Annotated in this window: 20 protein-coding genes and 1 tRNA gene; 17 read left to right on the forward strand and 4 right to left on the reverse strand. The window is 61.1% G+C overall.

The features are described from left to right. The first annotated feature begins 26 nt into the window (after nucleotides 1–26). The 6 genes from AC13CE_RS10220 to AC13CE_RS10245 all read left to right on the forward strand — a co-directional run bounded on the left by AC13CE_RS10220 (nucleotide 27) and on the right by AC13CE_RS10245 (nucleotide 6,480). Complete coding sequence (locus tag AC13CE_RS10220; protein WP_482972291.1) at nucleotides 27–716, forward strand: site-2 protease family protein; 690 nt, start codon at nucleotides 27–29, stop codon at nucleotides 714–716. Beyond that, complete coding sequence (gene truB, locus AC13CE_RS10225; RefSeq protein ID WP_482972292.1) at nucleotides 713–1,729, forward strand: tRNA pseudouridine(55) synthase TruB; 1,017 nt, start codon at nucleotides 713–715, stop codon at nucleotides 1,727–1,729. Before AC13CE_RS10220 ends, truB begins: the two co-directional genes overlap by 4 nt. A 4-nt stretch (nucleotides 1,730–1,733) precedes the next feature. After that, on the forward strand, nucleotides 1,734–2,003 hold the full coding sequence (gene rpsO, locus AC13CE_RS10230) for a 30S ribosomal protein S15 (RefSeq protein ID WP_482972293.1): 270 nt from the start codon (nucleotides 1,734–1,736) through the stop codon (nucleotides 2,001–2,003). A gap of 179 nt (nucleotides 2,004–2,182) precedes the next feature. Next, the gene (gene pnp, locus AC13CE_RS10235; RefSeq protein WP_482972294.1) at nucleotides 2,183–4,477 is read left to right on the forward strand and encodes a polyribonucleotide nucleotidyltransferase; all 2,295 of its coding nucleotides are present in this window, start codon (nucleotides 2,183–2,185) and stop codon (nucleotides 4,475–4,477) included. Between the two features lie 191 nt (nucleotides 4,478–4,668). Continuing rightward, nucleotides 4,669–5,730, forward strand: coding sequence for a methyltransferase domain-containing protein (locus tag AC13CE_RS10240; RefSeq protein WP_482972295.1), 1,062 nt, complete (start codon nucleotides 4,669–4,671; stop codon nucleotides 5,728–5,730). 69 nt (nucleotides 5,731–5,799) lie between these two features. Then, on the forward strand, nucleotides 5,800–6,480 hold the full coding sequence (locus AC13CE_RS10245) for a polyamine aminopropyltransferase (protein WP_482972296.1): 681 nt from the start codon (nucleotides 5,800–5,802) through the stop codon (nucleotides 6,478–6,480). Here the strand turns inward: AC13CE_RS10245 and AC13CE_RS10250 are convergent. Both AC13CE_RS10250 and AC13CE_RS10255 read right to left on the reverse strand, forming a co-directional pair. Beyond that, nucleotides 6,477–7,010 carry a DUF1993 domain-containing protein gene (locus tag AC13CE_RS10250; RefSeq protein WP_482972297.1) on the reverse strand — a complete coding sequence of 178 codons (534 nt, stop codon included), beginning with the start codon at nucleotides 7,008–7,010 and terminating at the stop codon, nucleotides 6,477–6,479. The two genes, AC13CE_RS10245 and AC13CE_RS10250, sit on opposite strands and share 4 nt — an antisense overlap. A gap of 63 nt (nucleotides 7,011–7,073) precedes the next feature. Continuing rightward, the gene (locus AC13CE_RS10255) at nucleotides 7,074–7,754 is read right to left on the reverse strand and encodes a GcrA family cell cycle regulator (protein WP_482972298.1); all 681 of its coding nucleotides are present in this window, start codon (nucleotides 7,752–7,754) and stop codon (nucleotides 7,074–7,076) included. 72 nt (nucleotides 7,755–7,826) lie between these two features. On the opposite strand from AC13CE_RS10255, the gene AC13CE_RS10260 reads away from it, so the two are divergent. Both AC13CE_RS10260 and AC13CE_RS10265 read left to right on the forward strand, forming a co-directional pair. Further along, nucleotides 7,827–8,732, forward strand: a complete 906-nt coding sequence (locus AC13CE_RS10260; protein WP_473822305.1) for an ABC transporter permease — start codon at nucleotides 7,827–7,829, stop codon at nucleotides 8,730–8,732. A gap of 54 nt (nucleotides 8,733–8,786) precedes the next feature. Further along, a tRNA-Ala gene (locus AC13CE_RS10265) sits at nucleotides 8,787–8,862 on the forward strand. Nucleotides 8,863–8,969: 107 nt separating this feature from the next. Here AC13CE_RS10265 and AC13CE_RS10270 read toward each other — a convergent pair. Next, on the reverse strand, nucleotides 8,970–9,764 hold the full coding sequence (locus AC13CE_RS10270; RefSeq protein WP_482972299.1) for a DUF1499 domain-containing protein: 795 nt from the start codon (nucleotides 9,762–9,764) through the stop codon (nucleotides 8,970–8,972). A 13-nt stretch (nucleotides 9,765–9,777) separates the two neighbouring features. Beyond that, nucleotides 9,778–10,236: a preQ(1) synthase gene (queF, locus tag AC13CE_RS10275; RefSeq protein ID WP_425594520.1), complete on the reverse strand. Its 459-nt coding sequence runs from the start codon at nucleotides 10,234–10,236 to the stop codon at nucleotides 9,778–9,780. A 102-nt stretch (nucleotides 10,237–10,338) separates the two neighbouring features. On the opposite strand from queF, the gene AC13CE_RS10280 reads away from it, so the two are divergent. The 9 genes from AC13CE_RS10280 to AC13CE_RS10320 all read left to right on the forward strand — a co-directional run bounded on the left by AC13CE_RS10280 (nucleotide 10,339) and on the right by AC13CE_RS10320 (nucleotide 18,647). Next, nucleotides 10,339–11,457 carry a hypothetical protein gene (locus AC13CE_RS10280; RefSeq protein ID WP_482972300.1) on the forward strand — a complete coding sequence of 373 codons (1,119 nt, stop codon included), beginning with the start codon at nucleotides 10,339–10,341 and terminating at the stop codon, nucleotides 11,455–11,457. 36 nt (nucleotides 11,458–11,493) lie between these two features. Then, complete coding sequence (locus tag AC13CE_RS10285; protein WP_482972301.1) at nucleotides 11,494–12,327, forward strand: sulfurtransferase; 834 nt, start codon at nucleotides 11,494–11,496, stop codon at nucleotides 12,325–12,327. Nucleotides 12,328–12,329: 2 nt separating this feature from the next. After that, on the forward strand, nucleotides 12,330–13,541 hold the full coding sequence (metC, locus tag AC13CE_RS10290; protein ID WP_482972302.1) for a cystathionine beta-lyase: 1,212 nt from the start codon (nucleotides 12,330–12,332) through the stop codon (nucleotides 13,539–13,541). 2 nt (nucleotides 13,542–13,543) lie between these two features. Further along, the gene (locus tag AC13CE_RS10295; RefSeq protein ID WP_482972303.1) at nucleotides 13,544–14,602 is read left to right on the forward strand and encodes a mechanosensitive ion channel family protein; all 1,059 of its coding nucleotides are present in this window, start codon (nucleotides 13,544–13,546) and stop codon (nucleotides 14,600–14,602) included. Between the two features lie 174 nt (nucleotides 14,603–14,776). Continuing rightward, nucleotides 14,777–15,532 carry a uroporphyrinogen-III C-methyltransferase gene (gene cobA, locus AC13CE_RS10300; protein WP_482972304.1) on the forward strand — a complete coding sequence of 252 codons (756 nt, stop codon included), beginning with the start codon at nucleotides 14,777–14,779 and terminating at the stop codon, nucleotides 15,530–15,532. Next, a complete protein-coding gene (locus tag AC13CE_RS10305; RefSeq protein ID WP_473820988.1) occupies nucleotides 15,529–15,825 on the forward strand; it encodes a DUF2849 domain-containing protein in 297 nt (98 codons plus the stop codon). The genes cobA and AC13CE_RS10305 overlap by 4 nt, the downstream gene beginning before the upstream one ends. Next, nucleotides 15,825–17,456 (forward strand): nitrite/sulfite reductase, encoded by a 1,632-nt coding sequence (locus AC13CE_RS10310; protein ID WP_482972305.1) that lies wholly within the window; start codon nucleotides 15,825–15,827, stop codon nucleotides 17,454–17,456. Before AC13CE_RS10305 ends, AC13CE_RS10310 begins: the two co-directional genes overlap by 1 nt. Further along, nucleotides 17,449–17,895, forward strand: a complete 447-nt coding sequence (locus tag AC13CE_RS10315; RefSeq protein ID WP_482972306.1) for a DUF934 domain-containing protein — start codon at nucleotides 17,449–17,451, stop codon at nucleotides 17,893–17,895. The genes AC13CE_RS10310 and AC13CE_RS10315 overlap by 8 nt, the downstream gene beginning before the upstream one ends. Continuing rightward, on the forward strand, nucleotides 17,892–18,647 hold the full coding sequence (locus tag AC13CE_RS10320) for a phosphoadenylyl-sulfate reductase (RefSeq protein WP_482972307.1): 756 nt from the start codon (nucleotides 17,892–17,894) through the stop codon (nucleotides 18,645–18,647). The genes AC13CE_RS10315 and AC13CE_RS10320 overlap by 4 nt, the downstream gene beginning before the upstream one ends. Nucleotides 18,648–18,661: the final 14 nt, after the last annotated feature.

The raw sequence follows: 18,661 nt of genomic DNA on the forward strand, positions 1-18,661 counted from the left end.
CACTTTCGCGTGCCTACATAGTCGCCATGGCCGAAACCCTTACGCTCGCAGCGGTCCTCATCCCCTGCCTCATCATCGCAATCGTGTTCCACGAAGTCGCCCATGGCTGGACCGCGCTGGCACTGGGCGACACGACCGCGCGCGATATGGGACGGCTCACGCTAAACCCGATCAAACATGTCGATCCCATCGGCACATTGCTGGTGCCCGGTGCGCTTGCGCTGTTCGGGGGTCCGATCTTCGGCTGGGCCAAGCCGGTTCCCGTCAATGCGCGCCGGCTCGACAATCCGCGTTACGGCATGATGGCCGTTGCCGCCGCAGGTCCGGGAACCAACATACTTCTCGCACTACTCGGCGCGATCATCTTCGGCTTGCTGGCGGGCTTTGCAACCACTTGGGGCGTCGCGCTCTCCGACTGGGCGCTGACCGCATTCGGCTCCTTCATCGTCATCAACGTCTTCCTCGCCCTGTTCAACATGCTTCCGATCCCGCCCTTCGACGGATCGCATATCGTTGGCGGGCTGATGCCGCGTCGCTGGGCGCATCACTGGCAGAAACTGCAGGCTATGGGGATGCTGTTGCTCGTCGTTCTGATTGCGGCGACATGGGCCTTTCCCGACGCACGCTGGATCGAGAACACCATCTTCCCGCCGGTCGAATGGCTGACCGGGCTGTTCTATTCCGTTGCCGCCGGTATCGAGGATTTCATCACGTGAGCCAGCAGAGCAAACCCGCACCACACGGCTGGGTGCTGCTAGACAAGCCGCGCGGGCTAGGCTCGACCCAGGCCGTCGGGCTGGTCAAGCGCGTGCTCCGGCAGGGCGGCTACGCGAAAACCAAGGTCGGCCACGGCGGAACGCTGGATCCGCTCGCGGAAGGCGTGCTGCCGATTGCGCTGGGCGAAGCGACCAAGCTGGCTGGACGAATGCTGGACAGCGACAAGATCTACGAATTCACTATCCAGTTCGGGGAGCAAACCGACACGCTCGATACCGAAGGGGAGGTCGTCCACCGCAGCGACCGCCGCCCGCCCATGGCCGCCATCGCTGCCGTACTCGAACATTTCTCGGGAGAAATCGAACAGGCCCCGCCCGCATTTTCTGCAATCAAGGTTGGCGGCAAGCGCGCCTACGATCTCGCGCGGGCCGGTGAAGAGGTGGAAATGAAGACCCGCCAGGTGACGATTCACGAGATTCGCCTTCTGGCCGAGCGCGAGGATGCTGCCCTACGCTCCAGCTTTGCGACCACTTCCGGTCGGCTGGATCCCTACGATCCGCAGGCTCCGCTCGAACTGGCGGATTGCGTGACCCTGGTCGCGCATGTCTCCAAGGGCACGTATATCCGGTCCCTGGCACGGGATATCGCACATGCGCTTGGCACGGTGGGCCATGTCACCTATCTCAGGCGGGTAAAGGCTGGCCCGTTCCGCGAGGATCAGGCGATTTCGCTGGACTCGGCGGAAGAAATCGCTAAGGGCGCGCCCATCGAAAACCTTCTCCTGCCGCTAGAGGCGGGACTGGACGACATCCCGGTCCTTCCCCTCGATCCCGACAGCGCGCAGGCGGTCCGCCAGGGCCGGGTATTGTCGGACCTGCCCCCCGTTCATGGAGAATGGGCCGACGGGCTCCACCTTGCCAAGCTGGGAAATACCCCGGTGGCACTGATGGAACTCGAAGGAGGCTCGGCCAAGGTCGTGCGGGGTTTCAACCTACCGGATGTCGCGGAGTAAATGAATGTCGGTTACCACCGAGCGTAAAGCTGAAATCATCAAGGACAACGCCCAGGGCAATGGTGACACCGGTTCGCCGGAAGTCCAGGTCGCGATCCTCACCGAGCGTATTCGCAACCTCACCGATCACTTCAAGGCCAATCACAAGGACAACCACTCGCGTCGTGGCCTCCTCATGATGGTCAACAAGCGTCGTAACCTGCTCGCCTATCTCAAGAAGGTGGATGTCGAGCGGTACAACGCCCTGATCCAGAAGCTGGGTCTTCGTAAGTAAGAGTTTTCGGGAAGGGCGGCTCAAACGAGCCGCCCTTTTCGCATATGGCCCCCTTCGCAATTCGGCGCAGGCGGCACACCAGAGGCAGGAAAAATCGCCTCGAACCGGACCGGGACGGATTACCCGGCATAGTAGGCCCCGCACCGCAATAAGGCCGTGCGGGTTCATAAGGAAAATACATGTTCGACACGAAAACCGTATCGCTGGAGTGGGGCGGAAAGACCCTCACCCTCGAAACCGGCCGCATCGCCCGTCAGGCAGACGGTGCCGTTCTGGCCACCTATGGCGAAACCGTGGTGCTCTGCGCCGTGACCGCCGCCAAGAGTGTGAAGGAAGGGCAGGATTTCTTCCCGCTGACCGTCCACCACCAGGAAAAATTCTCCGCTGCGGGCCGTATCCCGGGCGGTTTCTTCAAGCGCGAAGGCCGCGCCACGGAGAAGGAAACGCTGACCTCCCGCTTGATCGACCGGCCCTGCCGGCCGCTCTTCCCGGAAGGCTTCTACAACGAAATCAACGTTATCGCGCAGGTCCTGTCCTATGACGGCGAGACCGAGCCCGATATCGTCGCGATGATCGCCGCTTCGGCTGCACTGACCATCTCGGGCGTACCCTTCATGGGCCCGATCGGCGCCGCGCGCGTCGGCTTCCGCAATGGCGAATACGAACTCAACCCGAGCCTCGACAAGGCGCTGGACGAAGAGGGTCGCCTCGATCTCGTCGTCGCTGCCACGCAGGATGCGGTGATGATGGTCGAATCCGAAGCCAAGGAGCTGACCGAAGAGGAAATGCTCGGCGCCGTCATGTTCGCGCATGAGGAAAGCCGCAAGGTCATCGGTGCGATCATCGATCTCGCCGAACAGGCTGCCAAGGATCCCTGGGATCTCGATCCGGTCGAAGACAAGTCGGCCACGCTCGAAGAACTGCGCGGCATTATCGGCGCAGACCTCGAAGCCGCCTACAAGATCACCAACAAGGCCGAACGCCAGGATGCGATCAACGCCGCCCGTACCAAGGCGCGCGAGCATTATGAAAGTCTCGACCACGATGATCCGGCCGAATACCTCGGCAAGCTCAAGCTGGTGAAGAAGCTCGAAAGCGACATCGTGCGCGGTTCGATCCTCAAGGACGGCACACGCATCGACGGTCGCAAGGTGGACCAGGTCCGTCCGATCGAGGCAATGGTAGGATTGCTGCCCCGCACGCACGGTTCGGCGCTGTTCACGCGCGGTGAAACGCAGGCGATCTGCACCACCACGCTGGGCACCAAGGATGCCGAGCAGATGATCGACGGTCTCGAAGGCCTGTCGTACAATCACTTCATGCTGCACTATAACTTCCCGCCCTATTCGGTCGGCGAAGTCGGCCGTTTCGGTTTCACCAGCCGCCGCGAGACGGGCCACGGAAAGCTCGCATGGCGCGCGCTGCACCCGGTGCTGCCGAGCCATGAGGATTTCCCCTACACCATCCGTATCCTGTCGGACATCACCGAGTCGAACGGCTCGAGCTCGATGGCGACCGTTTGCGGTGGCTGTCTGTCGATGATGGATGCCGGCGTTCCGATCGAACGCCCTGTTTCCGGCATCGCCATGGGCCTGATCCTCGAAGGCGACAAATTCGCCGTACTGTCCGATATCCTGGGTGACGAAGACCACCTCGGCGACATGGACTTCAAGGTCGCAGGGTCCGAAAAAGGCATCACCTCGCTCCAGATGGACATCAAGGTTGCCGGCATCACGCAGGAAATCATGACCAAGGCGCTCGAGCAGGCGAAGGCCGGCCGCGCGCACATCCTCGGCGAAATGCAGAAGGCCTTGGGTACGGCTCGCGGTGAAGTGTCCAGGCACGCTCCGCGTATCGAGACGATGCAGATCGACAAGTCGAAGATCCGTGACGTCATCGGTACGGGCGGCAAGGTGATCCGCGAGATCGTCGCCGAAACCGGTGCCAAGGTCGATATCGACGACGAGGGCGTGATCAAGATCAGCTCCTCGAATGCCGACGAAATCGCAGCAGCCCGCAAGTGGATCGAAGGCATCACCGAAGAAGCCGAGGTCGGCAAGATCTACGACGGCAAGGTCGTCAACATCGTCGATTTCGGTGCCTTCGTGAACTTCATGGGCGGCAAGGACGGTCTCGTCCACGTCAGCGAAATGAAGAACGAGCGCGTCGAAAAGCCGACTGATGTCGTGTCCGAAGGCCAGGAAGTTAAGGTCAAGGTCCTCGAGATCGACCAGCGCGGAAAGGTCCGCCTGTCGATGCGCGTCGTCGACCAGGAAACCGGCGAAGAACTGGAAGACACCCGCCCGCCGCGCGAACCGCGCGGTGATCGTGGCCCGCGCGGCGGCGGTGGCGGCGATCGTCGCGGCGGTCGCGGTGGTCCTCGCGGCGGTAGTCGCGGTGGCGGCCGCAGCGAAGGTCGCGGCGGAAATGACGGGGGTGGTGAAAGCCACGTGCCGGACTTCCTGAAGGACTAAGCCCGTTTTCCCGCGAAAGCGGGACAGACAAACACCGAAGGGTCGCCGGTTCGCCGGCGGCCCTTCTTCGTATCTTAGCCCGCAATGTGCTAGATCGTCGGCAGTCGGATTCCCGCCATCCAAGAGCGAGTCGCGGCACCATAGAACCCGGATCGCAAGGGGTCGCTTTTCCAGCATTGCGGAGAGCGAAAATGATTCAGCAGATCGACACGACGAAAGTGGAAGAACTGGCCGGCAAGGTGATCGGCGATGTTGCGGGGGCGCTTAGCCTATTCATGGCGTATATCGGCGATCAGGCGGGCGTTTTCGACACGCTCGACGGCGAAGGAAGGCTGACCCTTGCGCAGATTGCGGAGAAAACCGGATATAACGAGAAGTACCTGCATCAGTGGCTCGGTTCGGTCAGCGCAGCAGGTTACGTCACCTTCCATCCTGAGGACGAGACTTTTTCGCTTTCGCCCGAACAGGCGCTGGTCTTCGCGCGGGAAGGGCAGCCGGCCAACATGCAGGGCTTCATCATGGCTGTGGTCTCTCAATATGAAGAACACCAGAAATCGGTCGGTACTTTCCGTTCCGGTCAAGGCAGACCGTGGGGAGAACATTCGCAGTGTCTATTCTGTGGCACCGACCGCTTTTTCCGCCCCGGATATCAGGCCAATCTGGTGGAAACGTGGATACCTGCACTCGATGGCGTCGAGGCCAAACTGACCAACGGCGCAAAAGTGGCCGATATCGGATGCGGCCATGGATCTTCGACTGTGCTCTTGGCCAAGGCCTATCCCAACTCGACCATCCACGGCATCGATTTCCACGAGCCCTCGATCCAGGAGGCGCGCCGCAAGGCGGCAGAGGCAGGCGTGACCAATGTCGATTTCCAGGTCGCTACAGCACAGGATTTCGATGGCAACGACTACGACTTCGCATGCATTTTCGACGCGCTGCACGACATGGGCGATCCGGTGGGCGCAGCCCGGCACATTCGCGAGAAGCTGAAAGATGACGGCACGCTGATGCTGGTCGAGCCAATGGCCGGAGACACTATGGCGGAAAATATGCATTCCTTGGGGCAGATCTTCTATGCCTTCTCCACCACCGTATGCACGCCTGCATCGCTGTCTCAACCTGTTGGTCTCGGCCTTGGGGCACAGGCTGGACAGAAACGGCTCACCAAGGTGCTCAACGAGGCCGGGTTCTCCAATATTCGCAGGGCATCGGAGACGCCCACCAATATGGTTCTCGAAGTCACGGGCTGACTATCGCGCAGGTGGCGGGCGCGCTATCGGGACGCGAGTTGAATATTCCGCCAGCCCGAAAGGCCAGCCATGCTCCCGCGTGAAACCATTGCCACTGCCGAAATTCCCGGAGGGGAGACGCTCACGCTGGTCAGCCACGGGCGCGATCATATCATCATGCTCGGGCGTAACGAACTGATGGGTACGCGCATGCAGTTCAGCGAGGAGCAACTCGCCGAACTCACCCTTGCGGAATTGAACAGGAAAGCGCCGCGTGTGCTGATCGGCGGCTATGGCATGGGCTTCACCTTCCGCAAGGCACTGGAGAAGGCGGGCGAGGGCGCGCGGGTCGTAGTGGCCGAAGTCGTACCTGAAATCCTCGACTGGGCGAAAGGACCGCTACAGCATCTCACCGGGGACACACTGGACGATCCGCGCGGCGATGTGGTGCTGTGCGACGTCGCGGCGCTGATCGACGATGCCAATGACGGGACCTGCGCCAAATGGGATGCGATCCTGCTCGATGTCGATAATGGACCCGACGGAATCGTGCGCGACGGGAATGAGCGGCTCTATTCGCGAACGGGTCTGGGCAAGGCGCGCGATGCGCTGAATTCCGGTGGCGTGCTTGCCGTCTGGTCTGCTGCGCCCGACCACAAGTTCCGCACGCGCCTGAAAGAGGCCGGGTTCAATGTGGAGGAGCGCACAGTCCGGGCACGCCCCAACAACAAGGGGCCGCACCACACGATCTGGTTCGCCAGAAAACCCTAGCGCTGGAACATTGGCCCGGCGGGGTTGCCCATGTAATCCCGCTTGCCCAGCGATACGCCCTTCATGCGCAGGATGCCGTAGAACGTCGTCGCGTGAAACTGGAAATTGGGCATGTTGAAGCCGAGCAGGAACCGCTCGCCCGGGAGGGTGAAACGCGTTTCTCCACCGAGCACGAAATCGATATTCCGGTCGGCCAGCGCGTCGATTTCGTCCGGCGTAACCGATGCCATTCGCCGGTCCGCCGCGGAAATCATCTCGTGCATTGCGGCCCAATTGGTCGGAATATCCGTAAAGTCGGGCGTGAACGCGCCGCCCGCGAGCTGATCGAGCGCATAGCCGCTGTGCATCCAGCAGGCGCGTATATGCCAGGGTAGCGGCCACATATCCTCCGCCAATCGGGCGTCGAGCAGTTCGGCATCGGAGCATGAACCGTCCGCGGCGAAGGCCTCGGCCTTGTCGACCAAGCCGGGAAGTGCCCCCAGCAGTTGGCGGATGGTGGGTACGAAAGCGGCGTAGAGGTCGAAAGCCATTAGGCACTCCGGTTATGAAAAGGGCCCGCCAGTTCAAACCGGCGGGCCCGATGGAAATCGCTTTTAGCGGACGCGTGGTCCGCCGAACGGAAGCGGCGGAGGAGGACGGCGCGCGCCGCGCGGCAACTGGGCCTGATAGGCCCTCCCGCAGTGCTCGACGCAATAGGGAAAGCCGGGGTTCACCGCCTCGCCGCAAAAATGGAAGTCCGGTTCGCCGGGATGGCCCATCGGCCACCGGCAGACCTTGTCTGACAGATCGAGCAGGCTGGTTTTGTCAGCGATGGAGGGATCGGGCTTGGCCGGAACCAGCCTGCGCGGCGGCGCAGGTGGAATAGGTGGCTGCTGGTCGCCTGGCCCCTGCCTCAGGAATCCGCCAGGGCCGACCGAAACGATCTTCGGGAGGTCGGGCGACCGGTTGGGCAACGGCTGCGAAGGATTGGCGCTGTCCGGCCTCGCCGCTGGCGGAGCGGCCGCCGGAGCGGCAGGTGCAGCAGCAGGGGCGGGCGCAGGGCGCGGGGCAACCTTCTTGGTCACCGGCTTGGGCGTGGGCTTCGGCTTCGGCGCAGCTTTCTTTTTCTCGGCCGCCTTGACCGGTGAGGGGCGCGACTTGAGACCCAGCCTGTGAGCCTTTCCGATCACCGCATTGCGGCTCACACCGCCCAGTTCCTCGGCAATCTGGCTGGCGGTCGAACCGCCTTCCCACATCTTCTTCAGCGTCGCGATCCGTTCGTCGGTCCAGCTCATTACGAAATCCGTATCCTTCGTGTTCCCGCCTGCATCTTGCCAGCGGAAGTGCTTGGCCCTAGGCGCACGCCCATGGCCGATCAAGTCCAACCCGTTCCCGCTTCCTCTCAGAGCAGTGACGATGCCTCGTTCACGGAAAATCCGGGCAAGGGGAGGGGCAGTTTCCCGAAGCGGGGGGAACCCGTGATTACCGGGATCAACCGCGTGGGTTTATGGAGCCTCTATATTAAGGAGGTTCGCCGGTTTCTCAAGGTCCAGACGCAGACGATCTGGGCCCCTGCCGTCACGACACTGCTTTTTCTGGTCATTTTCACGGTCGCTTTGGGCCGAGAAGGACGAGAGATCCTGGGAGTCAATTTCGCCACCTTCGTCGCGCCCGGGTTGATCGTGATGGGCATGATGCAGAACGCCTTTGCAAATTCCAGCTTTTCGCTGCTGTCGGGCAAGATTCAGGGCACAATCATCGACCTGCTCATGCCGCCCCTGTCGACTGGCGAGTTGATGACGGGGATCGTCACAGCCGCAGTTACCAGGGCCGTCGCAGTGGGTGCAGCCGTGGCGCTGGCCATGGCGTTCTATCCAGGGGTGGATTTGTCGCTGGCGCATCCATGGGCGGTCGCGTGGTTCGGGCTGATGGGCGCGATCATGCTGGCGCTGATGGGGCTTCTTGCGTCGATCTGGGCGGAAAAGTTCGATCACAACGCCGCCGTGACCAATTTCGTGATAGCACCGCTGAGCTTGTTGTCGGGTACGTTCTACGTGATCGACAACCTCGCTCCCACGTTCCAGATCATCAGCCGCTTCAATCCCTTCTTCTATGTCATAAGCGGCTTTCGCTTCGGTTTTCTCGGCCAGAGCGACATTGGCGATACCAACTCGGCCCTAGTGCAGAGCGCGATCGGGCTCGGTGTCTTCAATCTGGCCTTCGCCTTCCTGGTCTATCGGATACTCGCTTCCGGTTGGAAAATCCGTAGCTGACCGGTCTTTTCTTGTACGGGACCATTCGCTAAACGTCTGTCCCAGACCGGTTACGGGGCCGTAGCTCAGTTGGGAGAGCGCGTCGTTCGCAATGACGAGGTCAGCGGTTCGATCCCGCTCGGCTCCACCAGGTTTCTCGGAACAGGTTTCTGCGCTACTTCCTCATGATGTCCTCATCGCAGCCGCTGGTGGCGGAAGCGTTCAAGGACTGACTCGACCGTTGCTGGGTCAACCGGTTCAGCCGTTGAGTCGTGCCTTGATGGCATGGGACAATTCACGCAGGCGCGCGGCGTTGTAACCGAGGTCCGACAGGCCGACGCGGCTTACCGAGCGCAGGTCGATGACGCCGTCTCCGATTCTGGCCACCACGTCGTCCTTGAAGCCGAAAGCGAAGGTTTCTGCTGTTCCTTCGATCGTGCCTGCCTGTACGTCGCTGCGGATGTCCGCCAAGCCAATGTCGCTCATAGCTGCCGCAACGAGCGCCATCGCCTGGTCGCGGGGAATGTCGAACGGGATAGGCCGGAGTTCGGGAAAGCTCTCCGCAATCACTTGCGCGTGGCTTTTTCCGGCCAGTGGACTGTCGGCGAGTGCCTTCTTCCACGGCTCCAGCTGACCAAGCGGCGCCTGGTAATCGTTGAGCGGGTTCGCCCCGATTTCTTCCCGCTTGGCTATTGTGGCCGCGGAAAACGAGGGCGGGTTCAAAGTATCGGTGGCGACATCGTGGATCGGCGGCACGCTCGCGGCCTGGCTCGCCACCGAGACGAGGCCGGCCATCAGCGCCGCGGGAATGGCGAGTGCGAAGGCCGCTTTCCACCACTGATTTCGCGGACCCTTCCAGAGTACCAGCACGAGCGCGATCAGAGCTATCAGAGCAGTCGCGCCGATAAAAATGGGACCGATCGTGCGGACCATGGTGCCCAGCCCGGTCTGCCAGTCGATCACGCCGAATTTGGGTCCAAAGACCGCAACCGCAAACCAGAGAAGCAGTGCAAGAGCTAGCCACAAGGCATACTTCGGCAGATTCGCAATCACGCGCTGTCTCCTCTCAACCTCTTCCACGATAGGACGAGACGCCCTGCTCGGGAACCCATAGCCCTTCCGGCACGCCGCCACTCTGCCAGAACACGTCGATCGGAATGCCTCCGCGCGGATACCAGTAGCCGCCGATACGCAGCCATTTCGGCTGCATTTCCTCGAACAATCGCTGGCCGATGCCCACAGTCACGTCCTCGTGAAATCCGCAATGATTGCGGAAGGAGCCCAGGAAAAGCTTGAGACTTTTCGATTCGACGATTGTTTCACCGGGGGCATAGTCGATCACCAGATGCGCGAAGTCCGGCTGGCCGGTCACCGGGCACAAAGAGGTGAATTCGGGTGCGGCGAAGCGGACCATGTAGAGTTGACCCGAACGGGGGTTCGGCACGTAGTCGAGTTCGGCCTCCTCGGGCGAGGTGGGAAGAGGGCTGTTTTCGCCGAGGAACCTGGGTGTCACTGTGTCGCTCATGTCGCGCATCTGCCGCGAATGGAGCATAGGCGCAAGGCAGGGCTTGGAACTGATTGCTTCAGTGCCTATTCAGCGCGCCGATCCGATCAGGCCCCTTTGTCCATGCACATCCGTTTTCGCCTTCCCTTCGTTGCGCTCGTCCTCGCTGCGCCTGCCGGCCTGTCGGCACAAAGCGCGCAGGACTTCCAGTTGCCGCCGAATCCTAGTCCGACGGCAAGCCCGCGCGCGCAGGGTCCGGTCGATACCGAAAGCGGCAATCTGCCGGTAGCGCCGCGTGTAATCGGTACACCCACGCCTTCGCCGACTCCAACGGCACGGTCGACGGCTGCCGTACCCACTCTGCCGAGTCCGACGCCGACACCGGTGCCGACGAGGAATACCGCCGCCACCACTGCTACTCCCGCAGACCGTTCAGCGAGCACGTCGCGCCCTCAACCTAGTGCACTGCCTACCGCGCAAGAGCGCCTGCCGCTCGAACCGGGTGAAACTGCACCGATCGTGCCCGCACCCATTCCGACGGATGCGCCCGAAGAGCGAGAGAGTGTCGATCCCGCTAATGGAACGGCAACCAATGCTGCTTCCGTTGCCGAGTCTTCGGATGCAGGCATCAACTGGATATGGCCTGCAGTCGGCGGCGGATTGCTGGCCTTGCTCGGTATCGGCTATTTCCTTTCGCAACGTCGCCGCAAAGCTCCTCCACCGGAGATCGAGAAGCCCGTCGTCGGGAGCGGCGGCGGTCTGGCCGCGCCCACCGATCTTCAGATCCGAGCTGAGGCAATCAAGCTCACCCGGTCTGTGATGAACGCAACGCTGCATTATCGTGTGTCGTTGATGAACCGTTCCACAAAGGCGCTTTCCAATGTCGAATTCGGAGCGGACATCGTTTCAGCGCATGGCGGCGTGCCGGTCGAGCAGCAGGTTGCCAGTACTTCGCAGCGGCTGGAAAAGCGCCATACTTTCGATCGTATCGCCCCGGGCCAGAGCGTGCGCTATGACGGCCAGATCACCATCCCGTTGTCTCAGGCGCGCGTCATCCGGCAGGGCAAGGCTGCACTTTTCGTTCCGCTGCTGAGGGTCCGCCTTGATGGAGCCAGTGCAGAGCCTCTGGTCAAGACGTTCGTAGTTGGGCTCGGGATACCCGGTGGCGGGCGCGTCACACCCTTTCGCATCGACGAAGGACCTCGCAGCTACGAACCGATTGCCGCACGCGCGCTGGACTGAATCGACACCTCGGCTGGCGACCGCTAGCAAGCCGGGATGGAAATGCTTGTTTCGACCGAATGGCTTGCAGCCCGCCTGGGCTCGGACGATCTCGTAGTACTCGATGCGTCGATGCATCTGCCCGACACGGGACGCGATGCGGCGAGCGAGTTTGGGGAAGGTCATATCCCCGGGGCACGGTTTCTCGATCTCGCCAGCTTTATCGATACCGGTTCGGCAGTACCCAAGGCCGTGCCGACGGCGGCGCAATTTGCCGAGCGAATGGGCAAACTGGGTATCGCCCCCGGGAGCCGTATCGTGCTCTATGATGACAGCGCGATCAAATCCTCCGCGCGGGCTTGGTTCATCCTGGACCGCTATGGCGAGGAGAAGGTAGCCATCCTTGACGGCGGACTGGCCAAATGGAGAGATGAAGGGCGCGAACTATCGCAGCGAAAAGTCGGCCATGCACCCCGTCACCGGGAAGAGCCGGTGTCGCGCCGCGAAGTCAGGACCAGGGATGAAATGCTCGACAATATTTCCGACGGTGCCTGGCAAGTGATCGACGCACGCGATGCCGGTCGGTTCGAAGGACGCGAAGGTAGCGGGTCGCAGGGGCATATCCCGGGTTCGAGGAGCCTGCACTTCACGAGGCTGATTAATGAGGACGGAACCTATAAGAATATCGAAGCGATTCGCCGGGAATTCGAGGAGGCTGGCATCGATCTTGACGGGCCGATCGTGACCAGTTGCAACAGCGGAATGACGGCGAGCGTACTGCTGTTCGGGCTCGAACTAATCGGTAAGGAGGGTGCCGCGCTATACGATGGCAGCTGGATGGAATGGGGTGCCGACCCGGATACGCCCAAGGAACTCGGAAAGGCGAACTGACCATGGCGGGGGGCGGCAAGAAAGAGCAATCGCTGGCAACGCGTCTCGTGACGGGCGGGCGCTCCGGTGACTTCGCAGAACACGTGGTCAACCCACCCGTGTGGCGCGCGAGCACGCATTTATATCCCGATTGCGCCGCCTTGCGAGATGGTGTGAAGACCAATGAAGATGGACGTTTCTTTTACGGTCGTCGCGGCGCGCCTACGCAATGGGCGCTGGCCGAGGCGCTGACGGAGCTGGAGCCTGGCGCTCAAGGTACTGTACTCTATCCGAGCGGAGTGGCGGCGATCGTCGCTGCACTTCTGACGGTTTTACGCAGCGGCGACGTGTTGCTCGTAGCAGACAACGCCTACGATCCCACCCGGAACACCGCGATGGGGATGCTGAAGCGGTATGGCATCGAGTATCGTTTCTTCGATCCTCTGGACGTAGAGGCTTATGAGCGGGCGTTTTGCGAACGAACCAAGGCAGTCATGCTGGAAAGCCCCGGCAGCCTAACCATGGAAGTCTGCGACATTCCTGCGTTAACGGCGATAGCTCGCCATAGAGGGGCAGTGAGCCTCTTCGACAACACCTGGGCGACTGCGTTGGGCTTTGCCGCGCTGGAACACGGCTGCGATATTACCATAACCTCGCTCACCAAGCATATCGGCGGTCATTCGGATCTCATGATGGGTGCCGCCAGTGCCGGTGAGCGCTGGCACCGCCGACTACGGCAGACGGCCCAGCAACTCGGACACGTCGTTTCCCCTGACGATGCGGCGCTGGCACTGAGGGGGCTCAGAACTATGGGCGTGCGCCTGCAGCACGAAACGACTAGCGCCCTGCGCATTGCGCAGTGGCTCGCAGAGCGCGACGAGGTGGCCCATGTTCTTTGCCCCATGCTGCCTGGCGCGCCCGGGCATGAATTCTGGAAGCGCGATTTCGCCGGAGGCTGCGGCTTGTTCAGCTTCGTCCTCAAGGGGCGCGACGATGCTGCGCGTTGCAGTTTGATCGATGCGTTGAACCTGTTCGGTATTGGCTATAGCTGGGGCGGCTTCGAAAGCCTGGCTCTACCTTTCGATGTCGGCCCGGTACGTTCGCAGATGGCATGGCCCAAAGAGGGATGGGGGCTTGAGGATAGGCTCGGTATTCGCTTATCCATCGGGCTCGAAGATACGGACGATCTTATCGCCGACCTCAAACAGGCCTTCACGGCAATGGATCAAGGATAGACGTGCAGGGCGAAACTTCACCAGCAGAGGCTCCAGGTTCCGAGGCGACTCCGGTCGAACAAGCATGGAGGCTTGCGGAAGACGCGCCCGAAGAAAGCAGCGTCGCGGCTGCCGAGGACTTCAGGGAAGCGGTCAGCAGCCAAAACGAAACGGTCGGTTCGCTGCTGGATACGCTGGATGCTGTCGCACTCAGCCTCGGTGACATGCGGATTTCGCTGTTCGACATAGTGATCGTTGCCGCCATCCTGTTCGGTGTCATATTCTTTGCTTGGTTCGCGAGCCGGCTTGCGCGCCGCGGGGTGCGGCGTTTTACCAAGCTGGACGAAACCCAGCAGTTATTGGCCGAAAAGATCCTCACCATCGTCGTCTGGTCGGCTGCCTTCTTCCTGGGTATCGACCTGCTGGGCATCGATTTGACGGCCCTTGCCGTGTTCTCCGGCGCATTCGGCCTCGCCATCGGTTTCGGTCTTCAGAAGACCTTCGGCAACCTGATAGCGGGAATCATCCTGCTGATGGACAAATCGATCAAGCCGGGGGACGTGATTGCCGTCACCGACATGGCCGGAAACGAGACGTTCGGGCAAATCCGGAAGATCGGCGTTCGAGCCGTCTCCATCACTACGCGTGATCAGCGCGAGTATCTGATTCCCAACGAAAACCTGATGATCAACCAGGTGGAGAACTGGTCCTACTCCTCCAAGAACGTGCGCATGCAGGTGCCGGTCGGGGTGAGCTACGAAGCGGATATGCATCTGGCCGAGGAGCTGATGCTCGAAGCTGCGAAAAGCTGCGAGCGCGTGCTCAAGGCACCACCGCCGACAGTCTGGATGAGCGAATACGGCGACAATTCCGTCAATTTCATGATCCATTGCTGGATTCGCGATCCGGAAGACGGCGTCGGCAATGTACGTAGTGCAGTGCTGAAGCAACTATGGTGGCTGTTCAAGGAGCACGGGGTCGAAATTCCCTTCCCGCAGCGCGACATCCATATCCGCTCGAGCGACCAGCTGGAGAGGTGGTTCGAGGCCATGTCCCGGCAAAAGGGCGAGACGCGAGACTAGCTTCAATTCGCCCCACATCGGGGATCGACACTAAAGCTCAGCTTCCGGCTTGCGCAGCGGCGATTTTGAAATATCGCCTTTCATGCGTGACAGCTTCGATTTCAAAATTCGATCTTCCGCCCCGGCTACTCATTCTGCTTGGCGCAATCGCGTGCCAGTCCGCAATTTGCAGACATGGCAAAGGATGGAACCATCTATCTCGTCGGTGCAGGACCGGGCGATCCCGATCTTCTTACCTTGCGCGCTGCTCGGCTTATCGAAGCTGCGAGCGTCATCGTCCATGACGGGCTTGTCGATCCTGCGATTCTCAGGCTTGCACATCCGCAGGCAAAACTGATTTCGGTGGCGAAGCAGCGTTCGAAGCACACGCTTCCGCAAGATGAAATCAACCGCCTCCTGATTGCGATTGCCCGCAATGGACAGGACGTTGTGCGCCTGAAGGGCGGCGATCCATTCATATTCGGACGTGGCGGAGAGGAAGCAGAGGCCGCTCATGCAGCGGGCGTATCGGTGGAGGTGGTCCCCGGTATCAGTGCAGCGAACGGCGCCGCTGCGGCCGCACAGATTTCGCTGACCCATCGCGATGCCGCTTCGATCGTCAGTTACGTGGCAGGCCAGTGCAAAGGCCTGGCCGAGCAGAACTGGGCGGGGCTTGCCGGCAAGGGGCGAACCCTGGTCATCTATATGGGCGTGAAAACCGCGCCGCAGATTGCCGAAAAACTGATGTCGGATGGGTTATCCCCTTCGATGCCGGTGGCCGTGATCGAGAACGGGGCAAGGCCGACCATGCGCGTATTGCGGAGCTCTCTGGCCGGTCTCCCCGATCTGGTGGAACATCAGAATGTGATCAGTCCCGCATTGATAGTGATCGGAGAAGTGACCGCACGCGACAGCGCGCTGGCCGTCGTTGTCGAGGAGGCTGTGGCATGAGGATTTTGACCGGCAACGATCTGAAAAGCGGTGAGGTGATCTGGTGGACCGGTAGCGACTGGTCGCTTCATGTGGAGGACGCCGCCGATGTTAGCGGCAGCGAGGAGGAAATCGCCCGGCGGGAGGAAGCCGCACGCCGAGTCAACGCGTCCTATGCGATCGACGCCGAGCTGCATGCAGGCAGCCCACGCCCGGCGCATATCAAGGACCGCATTCGTGCACTGGGGCCTACGGTGCGTCCCGACCTCACTCTCAAACCTGCCGATCCCGATATCGGCAACTGGGTGATCTGATGTATCTTTATGACCAATACGACCAGGCCATGGTTGATGCTCGTGTCGAGGAGTTCCGCGATCAGGCACGCCGTCGGCTGGAAGGCAAACTGACCGAGGATCAGTTCAAACCATTGCGGCTGATGAACGGCCTCTATCTGCAATTGCACGCCTATATGCTGCGCGTCGCAATCCCCTACGGCACGCTTAACAGCCGCCAGATGCATGCGCTGGCTGACATTGCCGACAAGTACGACCGCGGGTACGGCCACTTCACCACGCGGCAGAACATCCAGTACAACTGGATCAAGCTGCAAGACGCTGCAGATATCCTGGCGGACCTCGCCAAGGTCGAGATGCACGCCATCCAGACAAGTGGCAACTGCATTCGCAACATAAGTTCGGACCATTTCGCAGGTGCCGCGGCAGACGAACTGGTCGATCCGCGCCCCTATGCCGAGCTATTGCGCCAGTGGTCGAGCTTCCACCCTGAATTCAGCTACTTACCGCGCAAGTTCAAGATTGCTGTGATTGCCAGCGATACCGATCGCGCCGCAATGCGTCTGCACGATATCGGTATCCAGATTGTCGAACAGGACGGCGAGCTCGGCGCCGCATTCTATGTTGGGGGCGGGATGGGCCGGACTCCGATGATTGCGCCTTGTATCAAGGAGTTTGTCCCGCTCGACCGGCTGGTGACCTATGCCGAAGCCTGCCTGCGGGTTTATAACCGTGAAGGCCGGCGCGACAACAAGTACAAGGCGAGGATCAAGATCCTCGTCCATGAGATGGGCGCGGAGGAATACGCCAAGGCAGTCGATGCCGAATTCGAGCATATGCTGAACGAGGGCATCGAACCGCCTTTCGCTGAGTTGGAACGCATCCGCACTTTCTTCGAGGACCCTGCCTTCGATCAGAGCGCAAGCGAAGATATCGACCGTTCCGATCCGGATTTTGCGCTTTGGGTGGATCGCAATACGGTGGCCCATAAGGTACCGGGCTATGTCTCTGCAGTGATCAGCCTCAAGCCGGTCGGCGGCATTCCGGGGGATGCGACGTCCGAGCAGATGCGGCTGATGGCCGAACTCGCGAAGCAATACAGCTTCGACGAATTGCGCGTCATGCATACGCAGAACATCGTTCTGCCGCATGTCCGCAAGTCAGATCTCCACGTGCTGTGGACTGCGCTGGAAGCTGCTGGTCTGGGTAGCCCGAATCTCGATACTGTCGAGGACATTATTGCCTGCCCGGGTCTCGACTATTGCAGCCTCGCCAATGCCCGCTCGATCCCGGTGGCGCAGAAGATTTCGGAGCGTTTTTCCGCCAACGGCAAGACCGAGGCTCTGGGCCAGCTCAAGCTCAAGATTTCCGGCTGCATCAACGCGTGCGGTCATCACCATGCAGGCCACATCGGCATCCTCGGCGTCGATCGGAAAGGCGTCGAGAACTACCAGTTGCTCCTCGGCGGAAGCGAGGCGGAAGATGTCAGCCTGGCCAAGATTACCGGTCCGGGCTTCGATGAAGCGGGCATAGTAGATGCGGTCGAGACTGCAGCCGATGTCTATCTGCGCGAACGCGAGGACGGCGAACGCTTCCTCGATACCTACCGCCGTATCGGCATGACCCCCTTCAAGGAGGCGCTTTATGGCTGACCTTTCGTCCGAAAACGACCGTCTGATCCGCTATCGCAAGGACGATCCAGTCGATCATGCGGCAGTGACTGTCGATTCCTTCCTCGACCAGTCTTCGGCCAGCGCAGTCCGGGTCGAGCCGGGTGATGATGCGCGCGAATTGATCCCCCATCTCGGACGCCTCGCTCTCGTCGAAGTCAACTTCCCCTCTTTCGGCGATGGGCGGGGCTACTCCTCGGCAAGATTGCTGCGCGAAGCTGGTTACGAAGGCGAATTGCGAGCAGTCGGCGACGTGCTGGTCGACCAGGTTGCCTATATGCGCCGCTGCGGCTTCGATGCTTTCGATCCGGACGCGCCGCTCGATCAAAGTGATGTCGAGGCCGCGCTATCGCGCTGGCCCGAGGTCTATCAATCGGCTGCCGACGCATCCACGCCGATCTGGAACAAGAGGCACGGGTGAACGAACTGCGCGCGATAGACCGGATCGACACCGGGCCGCGATTCACGGAGCAGGATGCCATCCGGCTCAATCGCATGTTCCGCGGAAGCGATACGGACGAGTGGCTTGGTGCGGTACTGGAGGGCAACCTCGTCGGTGACATCGCCATCGTCTCCAGTTTCGGTGCCGAAAGTGCCGTACTGCTCCATCTGGTATCGCAAATCGATGCTTCGGTGCCGGTGCTTTTCCTCGAAACAGGCAAGCACTTTCCTGAAACTCTCGCCTATCGCGACCTGTTGGTCACGCGGCTCGACCTGAATCTCGTCAATGTCTATCCTGACTTGGAAGATTTGCAGGCGCGCGACGAAAGTGGTCTGCGCTGGTCCTATGACCCCGACGGTTGCTGCGAGCTGCGCAAGGTCCGTCCTCTCGAGAAAGCATTATCCGGTTTCGATGCCAGCTTGACCGGGCGCAAGGCCTTTCAGTCTTCGACCCGCGCAAACCTGCCGCGCTTCGAAATCGATACGTCGGATGCGCAAGGGCGGTTCAAGATCAATCCGCTGATCGACTGGGATGCCGATCGCATCGCCGCCTATTTTGAAGAGCACGACCTGCCGCGCCACCCTCTGGTCGATCGCGGCTTCACTTCTATCGGCTGTTCACCTTGCACGCGCGCCGTCGCCCCAGGGGAAGATCCCCGCGCCGGTCGCTGGGCGGGCTGGGACAAGGTCGAATGCGGTATCCACAAACCGGGCGAAGAGCCGTTCCTGTAGCGGGAGATCAAGGG

Source organism: Qipengyuania sp. B-5, assembly GCF_056857815.1.

Bases quoted from the DNA above. Each gene is read 5' to 3' on its own strand.
- AC13CE_RS10220 (WP_482972291.1), top strand. From the start codon at position 27: ATGGCCGAAACCCTTACGCTCGCAGCGGTCCTCATCCCCTGCCTCATC.
- rpsO (WP_482972293.1), top strand. From the start codon at position 1,734: ATGTCGGTTACCACCGAGCGTAAAGCTGAAATCATCAAGGACAACGCC.
- pnp (WP_482972294.1), top strand. From the start codon at position 2,183: ATGTTCGACACGAAAACCGTATCGCTGGAGTGGGGCGGAAAGACCCTC.
- AC13CE_RS10240 (WP_482972295.1), top strand. From the start codon at position 4,669: ATGATTCAGCAGATCGACACGACGAAAGTGGAAGAACTGGCCGGCAAG.
- AC13CE_RS10245 (WP_482972296.1), top strand. From the start codon at position 5,800: ATGCTCCCGCGTGAAACCATTGCCACTGCCGAAATTCCCGGAGGGGAG.
- AC13CE_RS10250 (WP_482972297.1), bottom strand. From the start codon at position 7,010: ATGGCTTTCGACCTCTACGCCGCTTTCGTACCCACCATCCGCCAACTG.
- AC13CE_RS10255 (WP_482972298.1), bottom strand. From the start codon at position 7,754: ATGAGCTGGACCGACGAACGGATCGCGACGCTGAAGAAGATGTGGGAA.
- AC13CE_RS10260 (WP_473822305.1), top strand. From the start codon at position 7,827: ATGGCCGATCAAGTCCAACCCGTTCCCGCTTCCTCTCAGAGCAGTGAC.
- queF (WP_425594520.1), bottom strand. From the start codon at position 10,236: ATGAGCGACACAGTGACACCCAGGTTCCTCGGCGAAAACAGCCCTCTT.
- AC13CE_RS10280 (WP_482972300.1), top strand. From the start codon at position 10,339: ATGCACATCCGTTTTCGCCTTCCCTTCGTTGCGCTCGTCCTCGCTGCG.
- AC13CE_RS10285 (WP_482972301.1), top strand. From the start codon at position 11,494: ATGGAAATGCTTGTTTCGACCGAATGGCTTGCAGCCCGCCTGGGCTCG.
- metC (WP_482972302.1), top strand. From the start codon at position 12,330: ATGGCGGGGGGCGGCAAGAAAGAGCAATCGCTGGCAACGCGTCTCGTG.
- cobA (WP_482972304.1), top strand. From the start codon at position 14,777: ATGGCAAAGGATGGAACCATCTATCTCGTCGGTGCAGGACCGGGCGAT.
- AC13CE_RS10305 (WP_473820988.1), top strand. From the start codon at position 15,529: ATGAGGATTTTGACCGGCAACGATCTGAAAAGCGGTGAGGTGATCTGG.
- AC13CE_RS10310 (WP_482972305.1), top strand. From the start codon at position 15,825: ATGTATCTTTATGACCAATACGACCAGGCCATGGTTGATGCTCGTGTC.
- AC13CE_RS10315 (WP_482972306.1), top strand. From the start codon at position 17,449: ATGGCTGACCTTTCGTCCGAAAACGACCGTCTGATCCGCTATCGCAAG.